This window comes from Streptomyces sp. B5E4 (assembly GCF_039871555.1).
Lineage (GTDB): Bacteria > Actinomycetota > Actinomycetes > Streptomycetales > Streptomycetaceae > Streptomyces.
In genome coordinates this window covers 196,396-218,201 of record NZ_JBDPMI010000010.1, presented here as the reverse complement: position 1 = coordinate 218,201, position 21,806 = coordinate 196,396, and the positions used below count along the sequence as shown (strand labels likewise).

Sequence of the window (21,806 nt, the reverse complement as noted above, 5' to 3'; positions counted from 1 at the left end):
CCCGGGCCCCCTACCAGATGTCCTCCTTGAGGGCGTACGCGGACGGGGACGAAACCTGTTGTTGCAGGGTTGTTGCGCTACGTGGTGAGGACGCCGAAGGAAAGTCGGTACGCTCCCCGTTGACTTCGGGGTATCGGCAGGAGTTCGACTGCCGTGAACAGGGGATGATCACCATGACACGTACGCCTTCGGCCAACCTCTTCCGGCCGCTTGAGCAGAGCGACCCGGCCGTTGTCGGTGGTTATCGGCTCGCCGCCGTGCTCGGCACCGGCGGGATGGGGAAGGTGTACCTCTCCTACACGCCCGGTGGCCGGCCCATCGCTATCAAGGTGATCCGGCCCGAGTTCAGTGAGGACCCCGAGTTCCGGCGGCGCTTCCAGCGGGAGGTCCAGGCCGCGCAGCGGGTGCAGGGCCTGTACACCGCGCCGGTCATCGACTCCGACACCGAGGGCCCGCAGCCCTGGCTGGCCACGGCGTACGTGCCGGGTCCCTCGCTCGCGCACGCCGTGGCGCAGCACGGCGCGCTGCCGCTGCGCAGTGTGCTGCTGCTGTCCGTCGGGGTCGCCGAGGCCCTGCACGTCATCCACGGCGCGGGCATCGTCCACCGCGACCTCAAGCCCGCCAACGTGCTGCTCGCCTCCGACGGTCCCCGCGTGATCGACTTCGGTATCGCCCGCGCCGCGGAGACCACCGCGCTCACCGGCACCGGGGTCAGCGTGGGCACCCCGTCGTTCATGGCGCCGGAACAGGCGGCGGCCGGTACGGTCGGTCCCACCACCGACATCTTCGCCCTCGGCCAGATCGCGGCCTTCGCCGCGATCGGCGCACCGGCCTACGGCGAAGGGTCCTCGCATGCGGTGCTCTACCGGATCGTGCACGAGAATCCCGACCTCAGCGGTGTGCCGGCGGAGCTGCTGCCCCTGGTGACCCGCTGTCTGACGCGCGACCAGGACGGCCGGCCGAGCCTCACGGAGGTCATCGAGCTGTGCCACGAGATCTCGCCGGAGCCGCTGCGCCAGGGCGAGGACTGGCTGCCGCAGGCGGTCGCCGGCTCGATCACCGAGCGGCTGCAACTGCCGGAACCGGCGAAGACCCCGCCGCCGCAGCCGACCGTCGCACCGACCCCGACCCCGACCCCGACCCCGACCGAGGCCGCGCCGCAGCACCCGCCGACCCAGTACTCTCCGCAGCCCCCGGCACCGGGCCCGGGGCACCCGCACCCGCAGGCCGCTTTCTCCCCGACCGCCGCCGCGCCGACGCAGAGCGCGCCGGGCGTTCCCGGATCGGTGCCGCCGCCCGGCCACCCGATGCAGCCCACGCCCCCGCCCGGCTACCGCACTCCGCCCCCCGGTTACCGCCCCCCGCCGCCTGGCGTCCGCACTGCCTACGTGGCCCCCCAGCCGCCCAAGAAGAAGCGGACCGGGCTGATCGTCGCCGCGTCGGTGGTGGGGGCGATCGTCGTCCTCGGGGTCATCGGCTCCCTGCTGCCGGACGGCTCCGACAAGGACAACGAGAGCAAGGCGCCCGCCGGCACCAGCACCGGTGGCGGCGACCACAGTTCGGGCGAGGGCGCAGCCTCGGACGCCGAGAAGAAGCGGACCGACCCGAAGCCGGCCACGTACACGGGCATCGACGTGACCCAGAACTACTCCCTCAACCTCGCCGACAACCCCCCGCGGCCCGCGGAAGGGGACGTGGTCTACAGCGGCCAGGACTTGTACTACTACGTCGACACCCTCTTCACGGACTCCTGGATCGGCAGCGACAACGGAAAGTTCATCCTGCTGAACAACTCGGAGAAGGGCTCCCTGGAGACCTGCCGTACGGAGACCCGCTTCACCGAGAAGATCACTCTCGACCAGGTCGGCGACGGATCGCAGTTCTGCGTGCTCAGCGACGCGGGCCATATCGCGGTGGCGACGTACCGTGGCATGAGGGAGTCGGGCGACGCGTCCTACGTCACCTTCGACCTCACGATCTGGCGCAACGCGCAGGAACCCGTGACGGACTAGCGCCGGAGCCTGTTCCGAGTGTCGCCCGGCGCGTACCACGCGCCGGGCGCCGCTGTTTTCCGCACGAACTCGACGCGCCGTCCCAGGACCCAACACGACGCGGTACGGCCCGAGTTGGCTGCCCAGGTCGGTCCGGGCAGCGGCGGGGCGAGGCCCAGCACCCTTGCGAGGCGCATTCATTCGTGGTCCGATATCAACGACCTTGGTAGTCAATATCATTTCGACCGTCGCAAGCGAATCAGTGCCGCCCAAAAGCGAAGCAAGAGGTTCGAATGCGGAACGAAGCGCTGGCGAGCCTGGTCCTCGGTGACGTACTCCGAGAGCGGGCCGAAACCCATCGGACAGAGACCTTCCTCAAATTCCGCGAGGGCGAGGTCACTTACGGCGAGGTCGACTCGATGGCCGACCGCGTGGCCCAGGGGCTGGCCACCGCGGGCATCGACCGCGGCGACCACGTCGGCGTGATGCTCCCCAACTGCGCCGACTTCATCCACGTGATCTTCGCGCTGGCCCGGCTGGGCGCCGTCGCCGTGCCGATCAACGTCGGCTACCGCGGCGAGCTGCTCCGGCACGTCCTGCACTCCTCCGACGCCTCGGCGCTGATCATCGACGCGCCGTACGCCGACAGGCTCCCGGAGGTGGCCCGGCACCTGCCCGATCTGGGCCGCCTCATCGTCCGTACCGAAGGCGCCTCCGGCGTCCGGATCGACGCGCTCGGCAAGCCCGCCGCGACGCTGTCCAGCCTGCTGTCCAACGGCGTGGAGGCACCACGCGTCGACGTCGGCTTCGGCGACCTCCAGGCGATCATGTACACCTCCGGCACCACGGGCCCCTCCAAGGGCGCGATGGTCCCGCACGCCCTGGCGCTCACGTGCGCGCTCGACTCGCTCGACTTCCTCGACCGCTGGGGCAAGACCACCTACTGTCCGCTGCCGCTGTTCCACGCCGCCGGGCTCTGGGACGGCGTGATGTCGGCGCTGCTCGCCGGCGGGGCCATCGCCATCGTCGAGCGCTTCAGCGCCTCGCGGTTCTGGGAGGACGTGCGCAGCTTCGACGCGCAGGTCGCGATGAGCGTCTTCTCGATGATCCCGATCCTGCTCAACCAGCCGCGCACCGAGCGCGACAAGGAACACCCGCTGGAGACCTTCTACATGGGCAAGTCGAGCCTCGACGAGCCGCTGTGGGAACGTTTCGGCGTCCGCTCGGTGGAGACGTACACCAGCACGGAGGTCGGGATCGCCACCGCCAGCCCGTACGGCGAGTGGCGGCTCGGGTCGTGCGGGCAGGCCCACGAGGAGCGGTTCGAGGTGGCGGTGGTCGACGAGTGGGACCGCGAGGTCGGTCCGGACGAGCCGGGTGAGCTCGTCGTACGGCCCAGGCAGCCGTTCGTGATCACGACCGGGTACTACGGCGCCCCCGAGGCCACGGCCGACTGCTTCCGCAACATGTGGTTCCACACCGGCGACCGCGTGTGGCGCGACGCCGACGGCTACTTCTACTTCCTCGACCGGATGAAGGACGCCATCCGGCGCCGCGGCGAGAACATCTCGGCCTTCGACCTGGAGTGCGAGGTCAACCTGCACCCGTCGGTCCTGGAGTCGGCCGCCATCGGCGTGCCCTCCGACCTGGGCGACGAGGACGTCAAGCTGGCGGTCGTGCTGCAGCCGGGCGCGGAGCTGGAGCCCGCCGAGCTGGTGGCGTTCTGCGCGGAGCGGCTGCCCCGCTCGATGGTCCCGCGCTACATCGAGTTCATCGACGCCCTGCCGCGTACGCCCACCGACAAGGTCGCCAAGTACCGGCTGCGGGCCGAGGGCGACCACGGCCTCACGCCCGCCACCTGGGACCGGGAGGAGACGCCGTGAACTGGGCGGACACCCCCGAGCAGGCGGCCTTCCGGGAAGAAGTGCGCGCCTTCGTACGCGACCGCTTCCCGCCGGCCTACGTGCCCGACCCCGAGGCCGAGCAGAGCCTCGAACCCGAGGACGTCTGGGGCTACAACTGGCCGGTCGACCGGCTCTCCGACGACCCGGCGCGCCGTGACGGGGCCCGCGCGTGGGCGGCGGTCCTCGCCGGGCGCGGCTGGATAGCGCCGCACTGGCCGGCCGAGTACGGCGGGGCGGGACTGTCGGCGCTGGAGGAGTTCATCCTCCAGGAGGAGATGATGCGCGCCCGCGTTCCCACCGTGAACGGGATCGGCGCCTTCCTGCTCGGCCCGACGCTCCTGGAGCACGGCACCGACGAGCAGCGCGCCGCGCACCTGCCGCCGATCGCCCGCGGCGAGGTGACCTGGGCGCAGGGGTTCTCGGAACCGGGCTCCGGCTCCGACCTCGCCTCGCTGCGCACCCGTGCGGTCCGCGACGGCGACGAGGCCACCGGCACGTACACGGTCAACGGGCAGAAGGTGTGGACCTCGCTCGGGCAGTACGCCGACTGGCTGTTCGTGCTCGTCCGCACCGATCCCGGGGCGGCGCGGCCGCACCGCGGCATCACCTTCCTGCTCGTGGACGCGACCGCTCCCGGCGTGACCGTCCGCCCGATCACCGACATCCGCGGGGCGACTCCGTTCTGCGAGATCTTCTTCGAGGACGTCCGGGTGCCGGCGGCCAACCGGGTCGGCGAGGAGAACCGCGGCTGGTACGTCGCGATGACCGCGCTGAGCTTCGAGCGGGCCGGCATCGGCGCCACGATCAAGTACGAGCAGGCGCTCTCGGAGCTCGTCGGCTACCTCCGCTCGGACGAGGGCCGCCGGTTCCTCAGGGACGACACGAGGGCCGCGCTGCGCCGGGAGATCGCCCGCCGCCACACCGAGATCCGGGTGCAGTACAACCTCGCCCGGTACACGGTGTCCACGCAGGCGGCCGGCGGGGTGCCCGGCTACGAGGCGTCGGTCAACCAGCTCTTCGGCGCCGAACTGCACCAGCGGCTGGCCCGTACGGGCGCCTCGGCCTTCGGCCGCTCCGCCCAGCTCTGGCAGCGCGGCGACGCCCCCCTCGGTGCCGTCTTCACCCACATGTCGCGCGACTGTGTCGCATCCACCTTCCTCGGCGGCGCGTCGGAGATCCAGCGTGACGTCATCGCCACCCGGGGCCTGAACCTGCCTCGCAGCCGATAACGACCAAGGAGGAATGCTCTCCATGTACGAGACCCTCGACGTGAAGATCGAGGAGCGGGTCGCCTGGCTCACCCTGAACCGGCCGGAGAAGCTCAACGCGCTGACCCCGACGACGATGCGCGAACTCCGCCGGTTCTTCACCGAGGTGGACGACGACGAGGACGTCTGCGTGGTGGTCCTGCGGGGAGCCGGTGAGCGCGCCTTCTGCGCGGGCATGGACCTCGGCTGGTCGGAGCAGCTCACCAAGCAGGAGCGGGTGGAGCAGGGCCGGCTCGGCGAGAAGACGTTCGCGATGATGGAGCGGCTGTCCGTCCCGGTCGTCGCGGCCGTGCACGGCTACGCCGTCGGCGGTGGGCTGGAGCTGGCGCTGGCCGCCGACTTCATCGTCGCTTCCGACAACGCCAAGATGGGCCTGGTCGAGATCACGCTGTCCGCCCGCCCGCCGTACCGGCCCAAGATGACCGAGGACGGCGACCCCGACCAGCCGGAGTTCGGCGGGTCCGCGCCCGGCTGGGGCGGCGTCAAGCGCCTCCCGCGCCGGGTCGGCAAGGCGATGGCCAAGGAGCTGCTGTTCACCGGCGTCCGGCTCGACGCGGCGCGGGCTCAGCGGATCGGCCTGGTCAACGACGTGTACCCGGCCGACGAGTTCGACAAGCGGGTCGGCGAACTGGCCGAGCGGATCGCGGCGATGAACCGGTACAACCTGCGCCTCGTGAAGGAACTGGTCACCCACGAGTACGACTGGATCGAGCCGCACCCGAGCTGAGCGGAGTCCGGGGCAGGGTCCGGGCCGCACAGTGCCCGGGCCGGCCGTCGCAAGCGAACGAGGAGGATCTGTGCGGATTTACCGGATCGACCACATCGGCCAGGTCGCGCCGGAACTGGAGCCGCAGGTGGCGCTGCTGGAGGGCCTGTTCGGGTTCCGGCGCACGCGGAGCTGGGACAACCCCGCCGAGGGATGCCGCGGCGTACGGCTGGAGCTGCCCGGGAACCCGGGGCACACCTGGGAGGTGCTGGCGCCGGCCGGAAAGCGGTCCGCGATCCAGGACTTCCTCGACGGCCAGGGCGGCCGCCCGGGGCTGCACCACGTCGCCGCCGAAGTCCCCGACCTCGACGCCGTACGCGCCGAGCTGGAGGCCCTCGGCGTCAAGCCGACGGGCGCCGGGGACGGAGGCTGGCTGGAGGCGTCGCTGTCGCCGCCCGAGCGCGGTCCCGGCGTGCTGTTCCGGCTGCGCGGTCCCGGCGATCTCGCCCTGTGCGGCGACGGTCCCGCCGTGCCGGTGACCGCCGGGCCCCCGGACGCGCCCTCGCTCGGCGTCGTCGCCCTCGACCACGTCTGCCAGGCGTTCCCCGACCGCGACGAGCTGGCCCGGTGGTACGCGCGGCTCGCCGGGTTCGTACAGGTCTGGCGGACGCCCGAGGACGAACACCCGGACATGGCGGACCTCGTGCTGAACATCCCCGGATCGACGATCTGCTGGGAGGTCATCATGCCGCGCGGCGAGGACTCGTTCATCGAGCGGTTCTGGGACCGCAACGGCGCCGCCGCGCATCACGTGACGTTCGAGGTCGCCGACTGGGACCGGGCGGCGGCGGCCTGTGCCCACCACGGCGTGCCGACGTTCGGCGAGAACGAGGGCAGCACCGACGGCGCCGCCTGGCGCGACACGTTCATCCACCCGAAGCACACCGGAGGCGTGCTCGTGCAACTCTTCTGGGAGGAGCGGCCCGGCGTGTGGGTGCGCTCCGACAAGATCCCGCCGGTGGACTGATGGACCTGACACTCACCGAGGAGCAGGAGCTGATCAAGGCCACCGCCCGGGGGCTGCTGGAGTCGCGGAGCGCGAGCGCCGGGGCCCGGGCGGTGGCCGACGAGCCCGCCGGCTACTCCGCCGCGCTGTGGAAGGAGATGGTCGAGCTCGGCTGGACCGGGCTGGGCCTGCCGGAGGCCCACGGCGGCGTCGGCACCGGCTTCCTGGAGCTGTGCCTGGTCGTGGAGGAGATGGGGCGCTCCCAGGTGCCGAGCCCGTTCCTGGCCACGATGGCGTGCTGCGGGCTGCCGCTGACCCGGTTCGGCACCGAGGCGCAGCAGGCACGGTGGCTCGGGGCGATCGCCCGCGGCCGGATCATGAGCGCCGTGCCGGGCCGCTGGGACGGCACGGGCGGCGAGATCGCCGCGGTCGAGTCGGACGACGGTTTCGTGCTCGACGGCACGGCGCTCTTCGTGCCGTACGCGTACGCCGCGGAGGACCTGCTCGTCGTGCCCGGCGAGGGTCCCGCGCTGCTGGTGGACGCCTCGTCGCCCGGCGTTCTGCGCGAGCGGCTCGACACGATCGGCGCCGAGCGGCCGTGCCGCGTCCGCTTCGACGGGGTGAGCGTGCCCCGCGACCGCGCCCTGAGTGCCGGCCGTGAGGTCGCCGAGGCGATCGACGCGTACGGCGCCGCCGCCACCTGCGCCGCGATGGTCGGCGCGGCCCAGCGGGTCCTCGACATGACGGTCGCGTACGCCGCGGAGCGCGAACAGTTCGGCCGGCCCATCGGCTCCTTCCAGGCGGTCCAGCACCACTGCGCGAACATGGCCATCGACGTGCTGAGTTCGCGCTTCATGGCGTACGAGGCGATCTGGCGGCTGTCGGCGGGACTGGACGCCGCGGCGGAGGTGTCGATGGCCAAGGCGTGGGTGAGCGAGGCGTGCCTGCGGGTCTGCGACACGGGTCACCAGGTGCACGGCGCGATCGGCTTCACGCACGAGCACGACCTGCACTTCTTCTCCGGCCAGATGACGGCGTGGACGCTGGCCTTCGGTGACGCCGACCACCACTGGAATCGCGTGGCGGACCGACTGGACAGGCCCGCCTGACGGCACGCCGTCATCCGTCTTCCCGCGGTCGAACACCCCGCGAGAAAGCCGATCCGTGGGGTGGCGACGGCACCGGCGGCGGGCCCCCGGAGGTTCGGGTCCGGGGGACCGCCGCGGTTGCGGTGGGTGGGTCAGCCGGGGCCGAAGGCCCGTTTGACGGTCTGGTCGACGCTGTTGCCGGACACGTCGGTGGCCTCGGTGTGCGGAGTCACGTACCCCGAGGTCGCCGAGGCGCGGGGGAGCCGCAGCGTGCCGGTGTGCGCGCCCGGGTCCTCGCCCGGCGGCAGCTCGACGGGGTTCCAGGTGGCGCCGTCGTCGTAGGAGGCCCAGGTCTTCACCTGCTTCACCTCGCCTTCGGTGTTCTGCGGCAGGGTGGCGTCCACCGTGATCGGCAGTTCCCTGCCGCCCTTGACCCGGTTGTCGAGGTCGAGGTCGACGTCGTACGCGAGCCGGGGCACCGCGAGGGTGGCGGACGTGTGCTGCTTCGTGATCTCGAAGGTCCACTCGGTGGTCGCCGAGGTCGAGAACTCCCGGCCGGGCGCGTCGCGGTCGAGCCGCCGGACCGCCCGATAGGTGCCGGGTTCGAGGGCGACGCAGAAGGTGGAAGAAGGAGTCGTCCTTGCGGCCGATCTCCTCGTCGCCGCGGTAGAGGACGACGGACATCCTGTCGTCCCACTTCGCCACCGGCAGGTGGGACGCTTCGGACAGGACAGGCAGGCGCGCATCCTTCGGCAACCCGGGCCACACCGTCCAGACCCGGCGGGGGCCGGCGGTACCGGTCACCCGCGTCGCCGATCAGCGCCGGGGTCGCTGAGGCGACCTGCTCCCTCCGGGATCGGGGAACTCCTCCGTCTGGTCGCGGTCCCTCGGCTCCGCGGGCCGTCCCGGGGCCGCCCGCCGGTGGCCGTGGTGCGGGTGGTGCGGTTGTTTCGGGGTACCGGTGCGCCGTCGGGTGAGCCTGTCGTGCGCCGGTGCGCATCGTCGACCTGTCTGCAGGACGCCGCCCGGGCTCCGGATCCCCGGTGGACCCCGCGCCGCGGATGGCCGAGCAGGTGCGGGCCGAGGTCGCGGAGGCGGGGCCGCGGGCCCGGCTGCTCGCGAGGGCTGCCTCAGGTCCGCCCACGGCTACGACCGGTTCGACGTCGTGCCGTCTCCGCAACCCCTCGGCGGCGGCGAGCAGTTGGGAGCGGGCCCGTCGCCGACCAGGGTTTTGTCCTGATAGGCCGGGTGTGAACGGGCCGCCGGAGGCGGTCTGTTCGTCCTGCTAAACCTCAGTGCTCCCGGGTGCACCCATCGTGTGGTCTCCCTCCTTGCGGGATCTAAGTGGCGGGCGGGGAGGGGACACCGACGTTGGTGCAGTGAGCCGGATGGGTGACCACCGGCCGCACCCGTCGCGCTCGTCACTGGCGCGGCGCAGTCACTCCCTCCCGTCGCAATTCGCGAGGGGAAGACTCTTGGAGGCAAGATGTCCGTACAGACGACCCCGGCTCTCTCCCCCGTCCGGGCCGGCGCAGCCGAAATGGCCGCGCTCACGGCGCTGGTCGACGAGCCGGAGGCTCCGTTCAGCGACGCGCCCGTGTACTCCCCGCAGGGCACCGGCGTCCTGCTGCTCCTCGCGCTTCTGTCCCCGAGGGCCCCGAAGGAGTCGCGCCCCTCGTAACGGTCCGCGGACCCCAACCCGCACACACACGTCCGTGACCGACAGCAGAAGGTGAGCGCCCGATGTCGAATGCCGCACTGGGGGCCGACTACGCCCAAGCGGTGGAGCAATTGGCCGGGCGCGTCCTGGGTGCCCTTCGGGGCACCCAGGTTCCGCTGCCGGCCGTGTCCGACCCGGACCGGCCGGCAGACACCACCGCGCTGGCCGCCGTGCGGGTACTGGGGCCCGACCTGTTCGCGCCGGCGCTCTTCTGTCGTCAGCCGCTGCCGCAGCCCGACCGGGAGACCCTGGGTTCGGCTCTGCGGGTCTTCCCGCCCCGCCCCGGGGACAGCACGGAGGCACGCTGGCGCGACCGCACCACCGCCGCGCTGCTCGCCCGCGGCGGGGCCGGGGCCCAGGCGGCCGGGCCGTACGCGGGAAAGGACTCCGAGCGTGCCGCGATCGCAGAAGTGGTCGAGATCGCCGGGATCGTCGAGGACGCGGAGGACACCGAACTGTCCTGGAAGGAGCGGTCGCAGCGCATGGCGCGGCTCGCCCCGCTGGCGCTTCCGGAGGTGGACGGGCCCTACCAGCAGCGGGCCTGTCTGCACGTCCGCGCGCTCAGCCAGGGCACCGTCCGCTCCCTGATGCGCCGCGACTACCAAACCGCGTCCCGGCTCGTCCGCTGGCTCGCGCTGGCCCAGAGCCGCGGCGCCGCGCCCGCCCTCGACGTGCCGACGGTGCTGGAACACCTGCGCCTGTGGGGCGCCCCCAGTGCCCGTACCGCACTCGACCTCGCGATCGCCGGAAGACTCCTGGCCGTGACCGAAGGGGGCTCGCGATGACCGCCCCCGGGCCGGCGGAGCCCGTGCGTACCGCGGCGCTGCGCCTGGGCACCCGCGCGCTGGGCTGGCTGCACCGCAACCGCGCGCAGGGCACGTTCGCCGACGGAGCGACGGCCGAGCTGGCCGAGCCCGACAGCGTCTACAAGCCGCTGGCCGAGCTGGCGCTCGCCGCGTCCCTGGTGCTGCGCGACGCCTCGCTCCCCGCCGCCGAGCACGACGCGGCCGGCGAGCTCCTCGACTTCGCCTGGGAGCAGCTCCGGGCCGGCGACCTGCTCTACGAGCGGCAGCTGCGGTTCCCCGCCATGACCGACCCGCTGGAGACGTACGTCCACTTCCACCGCGCCGGCTACCGCCACGAGCGGCTTCAGGCGCTGCTGGGCCACCTGACCTCCCTCACGTCGTACCGCGAGTACGAGCACGTGCCCAACCGCCGCATGGCGGTGGCCAACGCGACCCGGATCATCGGGGCCGCCGACCGCACCGACTGGCCCGCGCGCACCGCGGCCACCTGGCTCGGGACCACTCCCGAGCCGTGGACCATGGACTGGATGACGGCGTACCACGTGACCCACACCGTCTTCCATCTCACCGACTGGGGCGCGGAACCGCACGCCCTGCCGCCCCGCCTGCGCGACTATCTGGCGACCTGGCTGCCGGTGTGGACGGACGTGTGGCTGGAGATCGAGGAGTGGGACCTCGTCGCCGAACTCCTCATCGTCGACGCCTGCATGCCCGAGCCGGCCTTCGAACCCGCCGCCTGGCGGCGGCTGGCCGCCGCACAGCGCGAGGACGGGCTGCTGCCGCGCGACGGCCGGACGGGCACGGACGGCGAGGACGGGCCGTTCGACGAGCACTACCACACCGCCGTGGTCGCCACGGCCGCCGCCTCTCTCGTGCTCTCGCGCCTGGGCGACTAGCCGGGCGGCGGCAACGTGAACTTCCGTGACCAACCCCTCAAAGCCGTGGCCGCCGCCGCGGAACCGCGGGCGGCGGTCGTCGTCGCGGTCTCCGCGACCGGCGCGTACCGCGCGCTGTGCCGCGGCGGCATCGACCGTACGGGCTCCACGTCGGTCACCGACCGCACGCGTTTCGAGGTCGGCTCGGTGACCAAGACCTTCACCGCGCTGCTGCTCGCCGACACCGCCGCGCGCGGCGAGGTCGGCCTGACGGGCCGGATCGCCGAACGCCTGCCGTACGCCGCCCTCCCGCGCGGCCACGGCCGGGCCATCACCTACGAGCACCTGGCGACCCACACCTCCGGCCTGCCCCGGCTCCCACCAGGGCTGCTGCTCAACGGGCTGCCGTCCTGGTTCGCCAACCCCTACCGGTCGTTCACCCCCGACATGCTGCTGCCCTCGCTCGGCCGCGCCATCGTGCACCACCCGCCCGGCACCGTCATGCGCTACTCCAACCTCGGCGTCGGCCTGCTCGGCCGGCTGCTGGCCGACGGTGCGGGCACGGACTACGGATCGATGCTCCGCGAGCGCATCCTCGCCCCCCTGGACCTCACCGACACCGGCACCGCGGCCCCGGCCGACCCCGACCCCGCGTACGCCGTCGGCTACTGGCACGGCCGCCGCCGCCCGCCCTGGGTCATCCCGGCGCTGCCCGGCGCGGGCGCGGTACGCTCCAGCGCCCACGACCTGATCCGCTTCCTGCGCGCGCACCTCGAGCCGGAGGACTCGGACGTGCCGCGGTCGCTGCGGATTCCGCTGGCGGAGGTCGTACGGATCCGTGAACTGCCGGCGCAGGACGAGGAGAAGTCGGGCCTGGCCTGGAGCGTACGGACCCTCGATGGCGCGACCCTCTACTTCCACAGCGGCGCGACCCGCGGCTGCACGGCGTTCGTGGGCCTGAGCCCGGAACGGCAGGTGTGCGTGGCGGCGCTGACCAACTCGGGGGTCACGCTGAGAAGTAGGTTTGTCCAGTCGGCGTATCTGCTGCTGCGGGAGCTGGCGCTGGGCGAGACGAAGTGACGTCGCGGGAGCGGCCCTCGTCGTCGGTGCGCTGACGTGCGCCCCGCTACGCCTCCGCCCCCGCCGTCAGCCGTGCCGCCAGTGCCGCGACCGCCGCGCGCAGCTCCGGGCCGCCCTCGACGCGGAACGCGAACGGCATCCGCACCAGCCAGTCCCGCGCGTACATCGTCGGCGCACTCGTGCTGCCCACCAGCACGCAGCCCTCGCCCGCCGCCTCCAGGCGGCCCATCGGCGGCCGCACCCAGCGCGCGACCTCCGCCACCGGGGCGTCGAACGAGACGCGGGTCGGGTACTCCCAGCCCGTGCCGAGGTTCTCCTCCAGCACCGCGACCGGGTCGAGGCCGTCGGGCGGGGTGAAGGCGCGGGTCGTCCGGTGGACCTCGCCGATGCGGTCGACGCGGTACGTGCGGATCGCGTCCGCACGGTGGGAGCGGCACAGCAGGTACCAGCGCCCGTGGCGGACGACCACCGCCCACGGGTCGACCAGCCCCTCCGACTCCCGCCCCGCCTCGCTGCGGTACGCGACCCGCACGCTCGTCCGCTCCGCGCACGCCGCGACCAGCGCGCCGGTGGTCGTCGGGTCGGGGCGGGCCGAGTCCGGGTCGGGGGCCGCCGAGGCGTGGTCGCGCAGCGTCGCCGCCTGCCGGCCGACACTCTCCGGCAGCACCCGGATCACCTTGTTCAGCGCCTTGCCCACCAGTTCGTCCGCGTCGTCGAGCGCCGCCATGACCAGCGCCAGCGCCTCGGCCTCGGTGAAGACCACCGGCGGCAGCCGCGCGCCGCGCCCCAGCCGGTAGCCGCCGTACGGGCCACGGGCCGACTCCACCGGGACGCCCGCCTCCCGGAGGATCCCGACGTACCGGCGCGCCGCTCGCTCCGTGACGCCCAGCTCCGCGGCGAGTTCGTCGGCCGTCGCGCCGGGGCGGGCGCGGAGGATCTCCATCGTGCGCAGGGCCCGTGCGGTGGGGCTGAGATCGGTCGGCACACGGGCAGGATAGGCGCCCCGCCGGCTATTCCGGAAGTGGATTGTCCGGAACCGGTCGTAGCGTGTCGGGTGTCCCACCGCAGGAAGTAGGGAAACCGATCATGGACATCCCACGGTCCGCCGCCGCACGCCCGCGCGTGCTCGTGGTCGGCGGCAGGCTCGCTCAGGTGCGCAAGGCCAGGGCCCTCGGCCTGGACGTCGTGCACGTCCAGTACCCCGACGCGTACGACTGCGGCCACTGGCCGTACGTCGACCAGGCCCTGCTGCTCGACTACGCGGACACCGGCCGGCTCCTGCCGCTGGTGCGGGCGCTGCACGCGGCGTATCCGGTACGGGCGGCGGTGTCGCTCTTCGAACTGGGGCTGCTGCCCGCGGCGCGGATCAACGAGGCGCTCGGGCTGGGCGGCGAGTCCGTCGAGACCGTGGAAGTGCTGCTCGACAAGGGGCGGATGCGCCGGCGCCTGGCCGAGCGCGGCGTCAGCCCGGTGGCCGCCGCGGTCGGCCGGTCGGCGGCGGACGTGCGGGAGTTCACCGCGGCGCACGGGCTGCCGATCATCGTCAAGCCGGTCCGCGAGTCCGGCAGCCTCGGCGTGTTCCACGTACGGGACCTGGCCGCGGCCGGGACCGTCGCCGAACGGTTCAGGGCGCTCGACGGCGGCTGGACCGCGCGCGACCTCTCCGACGCCGGCTCCTTCGAGGAGTTCCTGATGGAGGAGTACCTCGAAGGACCGGAGATCAGCGTGGAGACCCTGAGCTTCGAGGGCCGGCACGTGGTGGTCGCGGTGACCGACAAGGAGACCGGCGGCGCCGGCTTCGTGGAGATCGGCCATGCGCAGCCGAGCGCCGTACCGCCCGGCACGCTGCGCGACGTCACCCGGCTCGTCACGGACTTCCTCGACGCGGTCGGGCTGCGCAACGGCCCCGGGCACACCGAGGTCAAGCTGACCGCCCGCGGCCCGCGGATCGTCGAGTCCCACAACCGCGTCGGCGGCGACCGCATCAACGAACTGACCGAGATCGCCTACGGCGTCGACATGGAAAGCCACGCCCTGGCCGCCGGACTCGGCGTCCTCGCACCACTGACCGCGGCACCAGAACCGCGGGGCGGCGCGGCGGTGCGGTTCCTCACCCCGGAACCCGGCCGCGTGGTGGCGGTGACCGGCGCCGACGAGGTGCGCGCCGACCCCGCCTGCGCCGAACTCCGGCTCGACGTGCGGCCCGGCGCCGTGGTGTCCCCGCTCACCTGGAACGAGGACAAGGCCGGCCATGTCCTCACCCGCGGTGCCACCGCCGCCGAGGCCGTCGCCCACGCCCGCCGGCTCGCCGCAGCGGTCCGGATACACACCGAGCCCGCCCCGTGACCGCCGCCCCGCCGGGCCGGCCGGACGTCGCCGAGCAGCGGTTCCGCGACGCCCTGCACGGCCTGCCCGGCCGGGTGTGGGTCGTGAGCCTGGGCATCCTGGTCAACCGGGTCGGCAACTTCCTGCCCGTGTTCATCGTGCTCTACCTCACCGAACGCGGTCACTCCGCCGGCGCCGCGGGCCTCGTGCTCGGCGTCTCCGGCCTCGGCAACGTGCTGGGCAACACCCTCGGCGGCTACCTCGCCGACACCCTCGGCCGCCGCTGGACCATCGTCCTGTCCGGCGTCACCACCGCCGGGCTGACGGCCGCCGTGCCGTACCTCGTGCCGCTGCCCGCCATCGTCGCCGTCGTCGGGCTCATCGGCGTGACGTCGCACGTCTACCGCCCGGCCGCCGCCGCGGCGCTGCTCGACTCCGTGACGACCAACCGGCAGCGCCTCGCCGCCTTCGGCGTGTTCCGGGCCGCGATGAACACCGGCGCGGCGCTCGGCGGTGTCATCGGCGGCGTGCTGGCCGGTGCCTCGTACACGCAGCTCTTCCTCGGCAACGCCGCCGCCTGCCTGCTCTTCGGCGTGGTCGTGGCGGCGCTGCTGCGCGACGCGCCCCGCCCGCGGGCGGTGAAGGAGCAGCAGGCGGAACGGGCCGCCGGATACCGCCGGGCGCTCGCCGACCGCACCCTGCTGCGCTTCCTGCTGATGACCGCGGTCGCCGAGTTCGTCTACATCCAGTCCACCGTCGGCCTGCCCCTGCACGTCACCGACGCGGGGCTCGACGCCCGCGACTTCGGCCTGCTCATCGGGCTCAACGGCCTGCTGGTACTGGCCCTGGAGCTGCCTGCCACCGGCGCCGTCGCCCGCTACCGGCCGGAGTACGTCCTCGCCGCCGGGAACCTGCTCGTCGGCGCCGGTCTCGCGCTCACCGGGCTGATGACCGACATGACCCTGCTGGCGGCGACCGTCGTGGTGTGGACGTGCGGGGAGATGATCACCAGCTCCGTCGCGTACGCCTACCTCGGCAGCCTGACCCCGTCGCACATGACCGGCCGCTACCAGGGCCTGCACGGCGCCGCGTACACCGTGGGCACCGGCGCGGGGCCGCTCCTCGGCGGCGCCGCGTACGCCGCCGGGCCCTGGGCGCTGTGGACCCTGGTCGCCGTCGCCGGGGTGTGGTCCGCCCGGCTCTGCCTGCCGCGCCGCCGGGGAGCGGACGTCCTCAGGGACCGTGGGGCAGGAACTCCGTCGTCGTGAAGGTCACCGCGTCCCGGGACGAGGAGCCCTCGGTGATCCACCAGTACGTGGGCTTCTCCCCGTACAGCGCGAAGAGCCCGTCGGGTGCCCAGTTGAGGATCAGCTCGTCCTTGCCGTCACCGTCGAAGTCCACGGCACCCGCGGGCCGGGCGTTCCGGTCCTTCGCGGGCGTCTTCACGCCGTCGGCGGTCCGTGCCGGTCCCTCGCGCAGGACGGAGGTGCGCTCGTCGCCGTCGATCAGTGTGGCGTCCTCGTACGTCGAGACGAGCAGGGCGTCACGGCCGTCACCGTCGGGGTCGGCGGCGGTGAAGCCGCCGGGGCCGTAGTCGGTGGCCTCGCCTTCCGGCGGCTCGGGCAGGGTGAGGAGGACCGGTTCGCCGCCGTCGCCGGGGTAGATCGTGGCCTTGCCGTCGACCTCCGGTTTCTCGGACTCGTAGCCGGGCTCGTTGTTGCGTCCGAAGTCGTCGCCGACGGCGACGTCGCGCTGCCCGTCGCCGTCGAAGTCCCCGAAGGCGTGGGCGCTGCCGAGCCGCAGTTCGCGGCCGTCGCCGGAGAGCCCCGTGCCGGGGCGGGCCGGGAAGAGCGTGTTCGTGGCCTGCTCGCCGTCGGTTAGACCGCGCAGCAGCAGCGACGTCGCCCGCGGCTCGCCGGTCGGGTCGATCTCGTCCGCGAGGAGGGCGCTGCCGTCCTTCCGGGGCAGGCTCGTGTCGAGCCGTGCCGGCTCGCCCGCCCGGGAGAAGGGGCCGTACATCACCACCAGTTGCGAGGTGGTCTGCTCCTGCACCGCCAGATCGTGGTGGCCGTCGGCGTCGAAGTCCCCGCGCACCGGCGAACTCACGCCCCGCACGCTCGCCGGCAGCCGGAGCGCGACCACCTCGGGGTCCGCGACGGGCTGACGCGGACCGCCGAAGCTGACGTAGGGCATGGCCGACCAGCCCTCCTGCCCCGGCTCGCGCACCCCGGCCGTCGTGACGAAGTCGGGGAAGCCGTCGTCGTCCAGGTCGGCGGTGACCGTCTCGCTCACGGTGAGGCGCTCGCGTGCCGTGGCTTCGGCGGGCGGCTCCGGCAGGCCGAGGTCGCTGCGGCCGTAGACGGTGCGCGTGCGGGGGTCGAGGCCGTCCGCGGAGCCGTAGACGACGGCGATGCGCTGGTCGTCGACAGCGCGCTCGTCGCGGAAGAACACCGGTACGAGGAGGTCGCGGTGCCCGTCGCCGTTGATGTCGTCGGGGTCCTGCGAGCCCTCGCCGGGCGCCGGGGCCCGGCTCGCGGCCGGAGGCGCGGGAACACCGCGCTCCGGCGCGCCGTCCGCCGCGGGGGAGTCGCCGTCACCGCAGGCGGTGAGGACGAGCAGGGGGCCGAGGACGAGCGCGGGCAGCGTGGTGCGACGCATCATGTGCGCCACTGTCGCAGCGTGCGAACGGCCGCCGGCGAGTCGAACGGGCGATCGTTGCACGTTCGTTGGCAACCGCCGCGCGCGTACGAGCGGCCGTGTCAGCGCGGCAGGACGGCCTCGACGGCCGCGATCAGCGCGGCGTCGTCCGGCGTGGTCTGCGGGCGGAACCGGGCGACCGGCTTGCCGGAGGGATCGAGCAGGAACTTCTCGAAGTTCCACTGGATGTCGCCCGCCGCGCCGTCCGCGTCCGGCGTCTGCACAAGATCCCGGTAGAGCGGGTGCCGGTCCGGGCCGTTGACCTCGATCTTCTCGAACATCGGGAAGGTCACGCCGTACGTCGCCGAGCAGAAGGCCGCGATCTCCTCGGCCGTGCCCGGCTCCTGGCCGCCGAACTGGTTGCACGGGAACCCGGCGACCGCGAACCCGCGGGCCGCGTACTGCGCGTGCAGCTTCTCCAGTCCCGCGTACTGGGGCGTCAGCCCGCACTTCGACGCCACGTTGACGGCGAGCACCGCGGTGCCCCGGAATTGCCCCAGCGAGGCGGGTTCGCCGGCCAGGGTGCGCAGCTCGACGTCGTAGACGCTCATGGGCAAGCAGGTCCTCTCCGTGTGCGGTCATCGCCTCGGGTACGGCATCACCGTACCCGCCGCAAGTCTGTCATCCGCGGATCAACGGGAGGCACCCGGTGGGCCTACGCTTCGGCTGGTCGGCACGGCCGGCATGCACAGGGCCCCACGGCACGGCGGCCCGGACGCGGAGGGGAGGGGCGCGTTGGCGGAGCTGGAGCGCGGGGACCCGCGGGAGATCGGCGGATACCGCGTGCTGAAGCGCCTCGGCGCCGGCGGGATGGGCGTGGTCTACCTCGGCCGCTCGCCCGCCGGGACGCTCGTCGCGGTCAAGGTCGTACGCCCCCGGCTGGTCGGCGACGGCCGCTACCGCGCCCGCTTCCGCCGCGAGGTCGCCGCCGCCCGCAGGGTCACCGGCGCGTACACCGCGCCGCTCGTGGACGCCGACCCGGACGCGGAGCCGCCGTGGCTGGCGACCGCGTATCTGCCGGGTCTCCCGCTGGACGAGGCCGTCGGCACCTTCGGCGCACTGCCCGCCGCGGTGGTACGGCTGCTCGCCTCGGCGCTCGCGGAGGCGCTGGCCGGGATCCACGGCGCCGGCCTCGTGCACCGCGACTTCAAGCCCGGCAACATCATGCTCACCCCCGGCGGCCCACGCGTCATCGACTTCGGCATCGCCCGCCCCGAGGACTCCGCGACCCTCACCCAGGACGGCGCGCTGATCGGCACGCCCGGGTTCATGTCGCCGGAGCAGGCCGCCGGCGGGCGGGCCGGGCCGCCGGCCGACGTGTTCGCCCTCGGCTCGGTGCTCGCGTACGCATCGGCGGGCAAGGCGCCGTTCGACGCGGGCAACCGGATCGACACGCTGCAGCGCGTCCAGCGCGGGCAGGCCGACCTCGCCGGTGTGACGGACCGCAGGCTGCGAACCGTCGTCGCGGCCTGCCTGCGCGCGGAACCGCGCCGCCGGCCCGCCGCGGCGGCGCTGCTCGACCTGCTGGGGGAGCCCGCGGCCAGCGTGCACGGCACGCGCTGGCTGCCCGCCGCGCTCGCCGAGGAGATCGACGCCCGCAGCGCCCGCGCGCCGTGGCCGCAGGAAGGGGTGGCCGGGGCGGTACGGCCCGGGGAGGCGACCGCGGACCCGTTCGCCGAAACGGCCGCGACCGGCACGACGGGGGAGGCGGGACAGCCAGGGAACGCCGGGGAAGCGGGGCGGCGGGAACGCCGCGGCGGGGCCGCCGCCCCCGGCGGCGGCGCGCCCCGGCCCCGCCGTCGCGCGCTGCTCGTCTCCCTGACCGCCGCAGGCGTCGCCGGTGCGGCGGCCCTCGCCCGCCCGCTGCTGGAGGCGTTCGACGACTCCCCGCCCCCCGGCGCCCACCGCCGGCACGAGGACTCCGGCGCGGGGCGCACCCCGCCCGCCGAGGCGGCGGAGGTCTGGGGGGTACGGGCCCGCTACCGCGGCGAGAGCTCCCTCGGCCTCCGCTCCGCCGGCGGCGTGGTGTTCGCCCACGGCGGCGACAAGGGCGGCGTGCAGGCCCTCGATCCCCGTAACGGCGACGAGCTGTGGCGCCGCCGCTGGGGCTCCGGCGACGGGGGCGAGTTCACCACCGGCGACGGCACGGCCTACCTCGTCGACCCGCCCGAGGCCGAGAGCCCGCGCGTCCAGGCCCTCGACCCCGCCTCGGGCGACGAACGCTGGACGTACCGGAAGGAGTTCGGCATCGTCCACGCCGTCGCCGCCGCCGGCGGCCTCACCTATCTCGCCACCGACGGCGTCGTCGCCCTGGACAGCCGCGGCGGCAGCGAACGCTGGTCCGCCGGGGCCAGCGCCTTCTCCCTCACCCCCGGCTCCGGGTTCGTCCTCGCCGACGACGGCGAGGACGTCACCGCGCTCGACGCCGCCGACGGCGGGAAGCGCTGGAGCCACCCCGCCGAGAACACCACCGCCGTACTCGCCGCGGACGGCCTCGTCTTCGTCTGCGACACCTACCTCCGCCTCGTCGTCCTGACCGCGGAAGACCGCGCCGTCGTCTGGGACGAGGAGCTGACGTACCCCAGCACGGTCCACGCCGCCGGCGCCGGCATGCTCTTCGTGACCGAGAACAATCTGTTCCAGGCGCGGCGCGCGGACACCGGCCGCGTCGTCTGGTCGGAGCCGGCCGTGGAGTTCGCCGGCCTCGCCGGCGGTGCCGTCCACGTCTGGGGGAGCGTTACGGCGGACGGCACCACGGACGACCGTCCGCGGCTGTACGCTCTGGACCCGGCCGACGGGGACGTCCTGTGGACGTACGACGGCGACGGGGTCGTCCACGCCGTCACCGCGGGCCCCGCCGGGCTGGTCGTCGCCGGCCTTCCGGACGGGTACGTACAGGCAATCAGACCCCCCACCGCACGCCGGCCGAACGGAGGCACGAGTGGAGCCCCTTGAACACGACGACCCCCGCTCCCTGGGCGGACACCGCATCCTGGCGCGCCTGGGCAGCGGCGCCACCGCCGTCGTCTACCTCGGCCGCTCCCGCGGCGGGCGGCTGGTGGCCGTGAAGGTCGTGCACGCCGAGCGGGCGCGACGGCCGGAGGCGCGGGACCACTTCGTCCGGGAGGTCGCGGCCACCGCCGCCGCGGGCGGCGTGCACAGCCCGCCGGTCGTCGCCGCGGACCCCGGCGGCCCGGTGCCGTGGATGGCGACGGAGTTCGTGCCGTCCGTCTCGCTGCACGAGGCGGTGGAGCGGTTCGGGCCGCTCCCGGCCCACTCGGTACGCCGGCTGGCCGCCGGGCTCGCGGAGGCGCTGGTCGCAGTGCACCGCGCCGGGGTCGTCCACCGCGACGTCAAACCCGCCAACGTGCTGCTCACCGCCGACGGGCCCAAGCTCGTCGACTTCGGTATCGCCGCCGCCGCGCAGCCCGCGGAACTCGCGGGCACCCCCGGCTTCATGTCGCCCGAGCAGGTCGCCGGCGCCGTGGTCGGGCCGGCCACCGACGTGTACTCGCTGGGCTCCACGCTCGCCTACGCCTACGCCCGCGGCACCGAGTCCGGCGACGCGACCGGCCCCGAGGACGACGCCGCCCTGCGCGAACTGATCGCCGGATGCCGCCGCCTGGAGCCCGACGAACGCCCGACGCCCGCCGCACTCGGCGCAGACCTCGCCGCGGCCGCGGGCCCTGACGCCCCGCCGCCCGGCGCCGCCTGGCTGCCCGCGCCGGTCCTCGCGGCGATCGACGCGCACGCCGGCGAGGCCGCCAACCCGCCGCTGGCACCGACCGGTTCCCCCCGCCGCGGCCTGCTCCTCGGCGGTGCGGCGGCCCTGGCGGCCGGCGTCGGGACCGCCGTCTGGCTCGGCCTGCGCGACGACGAGCCGCCGTCCGAGCCCCGGGACAACGCCCGCCCCGCGGCCGAGGACTCCGCGCCGCCCGCCGACGAACCCGAACCCGAACCGCCGCCCGAGCCGGTCCCGGTCGAGATCGCCCTGACCGGTGACGGACCGGTCGAGGAGATGACGTACGCCGTCAACCGCGAGCCCGTCATGCTGAAGGACGTCACGCTGCCCTGGCGCAAGACCGTCGAGGTGCCCCGGGAGAAGGGCAGGGCCGCCTGGAGCATCGACCTGTCCCACTACGGCGAGGTCACCTACGAGATCCACGTCGACGGCGTCAAGAGGATGTCCCAGCGCTCGCCCAGCCCCGGCATCCCCGCCGCCGTGCGCGGTCCGGGCCCGTACAGCGTCGAGGCCGGCGGTGAGACCGCCTGGGGTGCCCCGCAGCCGGAATCGAACGCGTAGCCTCCCGGGCTCGGGACCCCTCCGGGGCGGGCATGGT

The 21,806-nt window shown here is 73.9% G+C and carries 18 protein-coding genes; 14 read left to right on the top strand and 4 right to left on the bottom strand.

Annotated elements, in window-relative coordinates:
* Positions 1–164 precede the first annotated feature (164 nt).
* The 6 genes from ABGA99_RS16410 to ABGA99_RS16385 all read left to right on the top strand — a co-directional run bounded on the left by ABGA99_RS16410 (position 165) and on the right by ABGA99_RS16385 (position 7,984).
* Complete coding sequence (locus tag ABGA99_RS16410) at positions 165–2,012, top strand: serine/threonine-protein kinase (protein WP_347582889.1); 1,848 nt, start codon at positions 165–167, stop codon at positions 2,010–2,012.
* Between the two features lie 272 nt (positions 2,013–2,284).
* Positions 2,285–3,874, top strand: coding sequence for an AMP-binding protein (locus tag ABGA99_RS16405; RefSeq protein WP_347581304.1), 1,590 nt, complete (start codon positions 2,285–2,287; stop codon positions 3,872–3,874).
* The gene (locus tag ABGA99_RS16400; protein ID WP_347581305.1) at positions 3,871–5,124 is read left to right on the top strand and encodes an acyl-CoA dehydrogenase family protein; all 1,254 of its coding nucleotides are present in this window, start codon (positions 3,871–3,873) and stop codon (positions 5,122–5,124) included. The genes ABGA99_RS16405 and ABGA99_RS16400 overlap by 4 nt, the downstream gene beginning before the upstream one ends.
* A gap of 22 nt (positions 5,125–5,146) precedes the next feature.
* Positions 5,147–5,890 (top strand): enoyl-CoA hydratase/isomerase family protein, encoded by a 744-nt coding sequence (locus ABGA99_RS16395; protein ID WP_347582888.1) that lies wholly within the window; start codon positions 5,147–5,149, stop codon positions 5,888–5,890.
* A 70-nt stretch (positions 5,891–5,960) separates the two neighbouring features.
* The gene (locus tag ABGA99_RS16390; protein ID WP_347581307.1) at positions 5,961–6,896 is read left to right on the top strand and encodes a VOC family protein; all 936 of its coding nucleotides are present in this window, start codon (positions 5,961–5,963) and stop codon (positions 6,894–6,896) included.
* Positions 6,896–7,984 carry an acyl-CoA dehydrogenase family protein gene (locus tag ABGA99_RS16385; RefSeq protein WP_347582887.1) on the top strand — a complete coding sequence of 363 codons (1,089 nt, stop codon included), beginning with the start codon at positions 6,896–6,898 and terminating at the stop codon, positions 7,982–7,984. Before ABGA99_RS16390 ends, ABGA99_RS16385 begins: the two co-directional genes overlap by 1 nt.
* A gap of 131 nt (positions 7,985–8,115) precedes the next feature.
* On the opposite strand, the gene ABGA99_RS16380 is transcribed toward ABGA99_RS16385, so the two are convergent.
* Complete coding sequence (locus ABGA99_RS16380) at positions 8,116–8,442, bottom strand: hypothetical protein (protein ID WP_347581309.1); 327 nt, start codon at positions 8,440–8,442, stop codon at positions 8,116–8,118.
* A 1,007-nt stretch (positions 8,443–9,449) separates the two neighbouring features.
* Here ABGA99_RS16380 and ABGA99_RS16375 point away from each other — a divergent pair.
* From ABGA99_RS16375 to ABGA99_RS16360, 4 genes are all read left to right on the top strand, one after another.
* Positions 9,450–9,644, top strand: a complete 195-nt coding sequence (locus ABGA99_RS16375; protein WP_347581310.1) for a hypothetical protein — start codon at positions 9,450–9,452, stop codon at positions 9,642–9,644.
* 62 nt (positions 9,645–9,706) lie between these two features.
* Entirely contained in the window at positions 9,707–10,468 is a 762-nt protein-coding gene (locus ABGA99_RS16370) for a hypothetical protein (protein ID WP_347581311.1), read from the top strand.
* On the top strand, positions 10,465–11,385 hold the full coding sequence (locus tag ABGA99_RS16365; protein ID WP_347581312.1) for a hypothetical protein: 921 nt from the start codon (positions 10,465–10,467) through the stop codon (positions 11,383–11,385). Before ABGA99_RS16370 ends, ABGA99_RS16365 begins: the two co-directional genes overlap by 4 nt.
* Positions 11,386–11,400: 15 nt before the next feature.
* Entirely contained in the window at positions 11,401–12,444 is a 1,044-nt protein-coding gene (locus tag ABGA99_RS16360; RefSeq protein WP_347581313.1) for a serine hydrolase domain-containing protein, read from the top strand.
* 46 nt (positions 12,445–12,490) lie between these two features.
* Here the strand turns inward: ABGA99_RS16360 and ABGA99_RS16355 are convergent, their stop codons facing one another.
* The gene (locus tag ABGA99_RS16355; protein WP_347581314.1) at positions 12,491–13,429 is read right to left on the bottom strand and encodes a WYL domain-containing protein; all 939 of its coding nucleotides are present in this window, start codon (positions 13,427–13,429) and stop codon (positions 12,491–12,493) included.
* 101 nt (positions 13,430–13,530) lie between these two features.
* On the opposite strand from ABGA99_RS16355, the gene ABGA99_RS16350 reads away from it, so the two are divergent.
* Together ABGA99_RS16350 and ABGA99_RS16345 are read left to right on the top strand one after the other, a co-directional pair.
* Positions 13,531–14,790 carry an ATP-grasp domain-containing protein gene (locus ABGA99_RS16350; RefSeq protein ID WP_347582886.1) on the top strand — a complete coding sequence of 420 codons (1,260 nt, stop codon included), beginning with the start codon at positions 13,531–13,533 and terminating at the stop codon, positions 14,788–14,790.
* Entirely contained in the window at positions 14,787–16,037 is a 1,251-nt protein-coding gene (locus ABGA99_RS16345) for an MFS transporter (protein ID WP_347582885.1), read from the top strand. Before ABGA99_RS16350 ends, ABGA99_RS16345 begins: the two co-directional genes overlap by 4 nt.
* On the opposite strand, the gene ABGA99_RS16340 is transcribed toward ABGA99_RS16345, so the two are convergent.
* Positions 16,003–17,430, bottom strand: a complete 1,428-nt coding sequence (locus ABGA99_RS16340) for a hypothetical protein (RefSeq protein WP_347582884.1) — start codon at positions 17,428–17,430, stop codon at positions 16,003–16,005. The genes ABGA99_RS16345 and ABGA99_RS16340 overlap by 35 nt on opposite strands.
* Before the next feature lie 98 nt (positions 17,431–17,528).
* The gene (locus ABGA99_RS16335) at positions 17,529–18,017 is read right to left on the bottom strand and encodes a glutathione peroxidase (protein WP_347581318.1); all 489 of its coding nucleotides are present in this window, start codon (positions 18,015–18,017) and stop codon (positions 17,529–17,531) included.
* A gap of 184 nt (positions 18,018–18,201) precedes the next feature.
* Between ABGA99_RS16335 and ABGA99_RS16330 the strand changes: the two genes are divergently transcribed.
* Together ABGA99_RS16330 and ABGA99_RS16325 are read left to right on the top strand one after the other, a co-directional pair.
* Positions 18,202–20,421 carry a PQQ-binding-like beta-propeller repeat protein gene (locus ABGA99_RS16330; RefSeq protein WP_347582883.1) on the top strand — a complete coding sequence of 740 codons (2,220 nt, stop codon included), beginning with the start codon at positions 18,202–18,204 and terminating at the stop codon, positions 20,419–20,421.
* On the top strand, positions 20,408–21,769 hold the full coding sequence (locus ABGA99_RS16325) for a serine/threonine-protein kinase (RefSeq protein ID WP_347581320.1): 1,362 nt from the start codon (positions 20,408–20,410) through the stop codon (positions 21,767–21,769). Before ABGA99_RS16330 ends, ABGA99_RS16325 begins: the two co-directional genes overlap by 14 nt.
* Positions 21,770–21,806 lie beyond the last annotated feature (37 nt).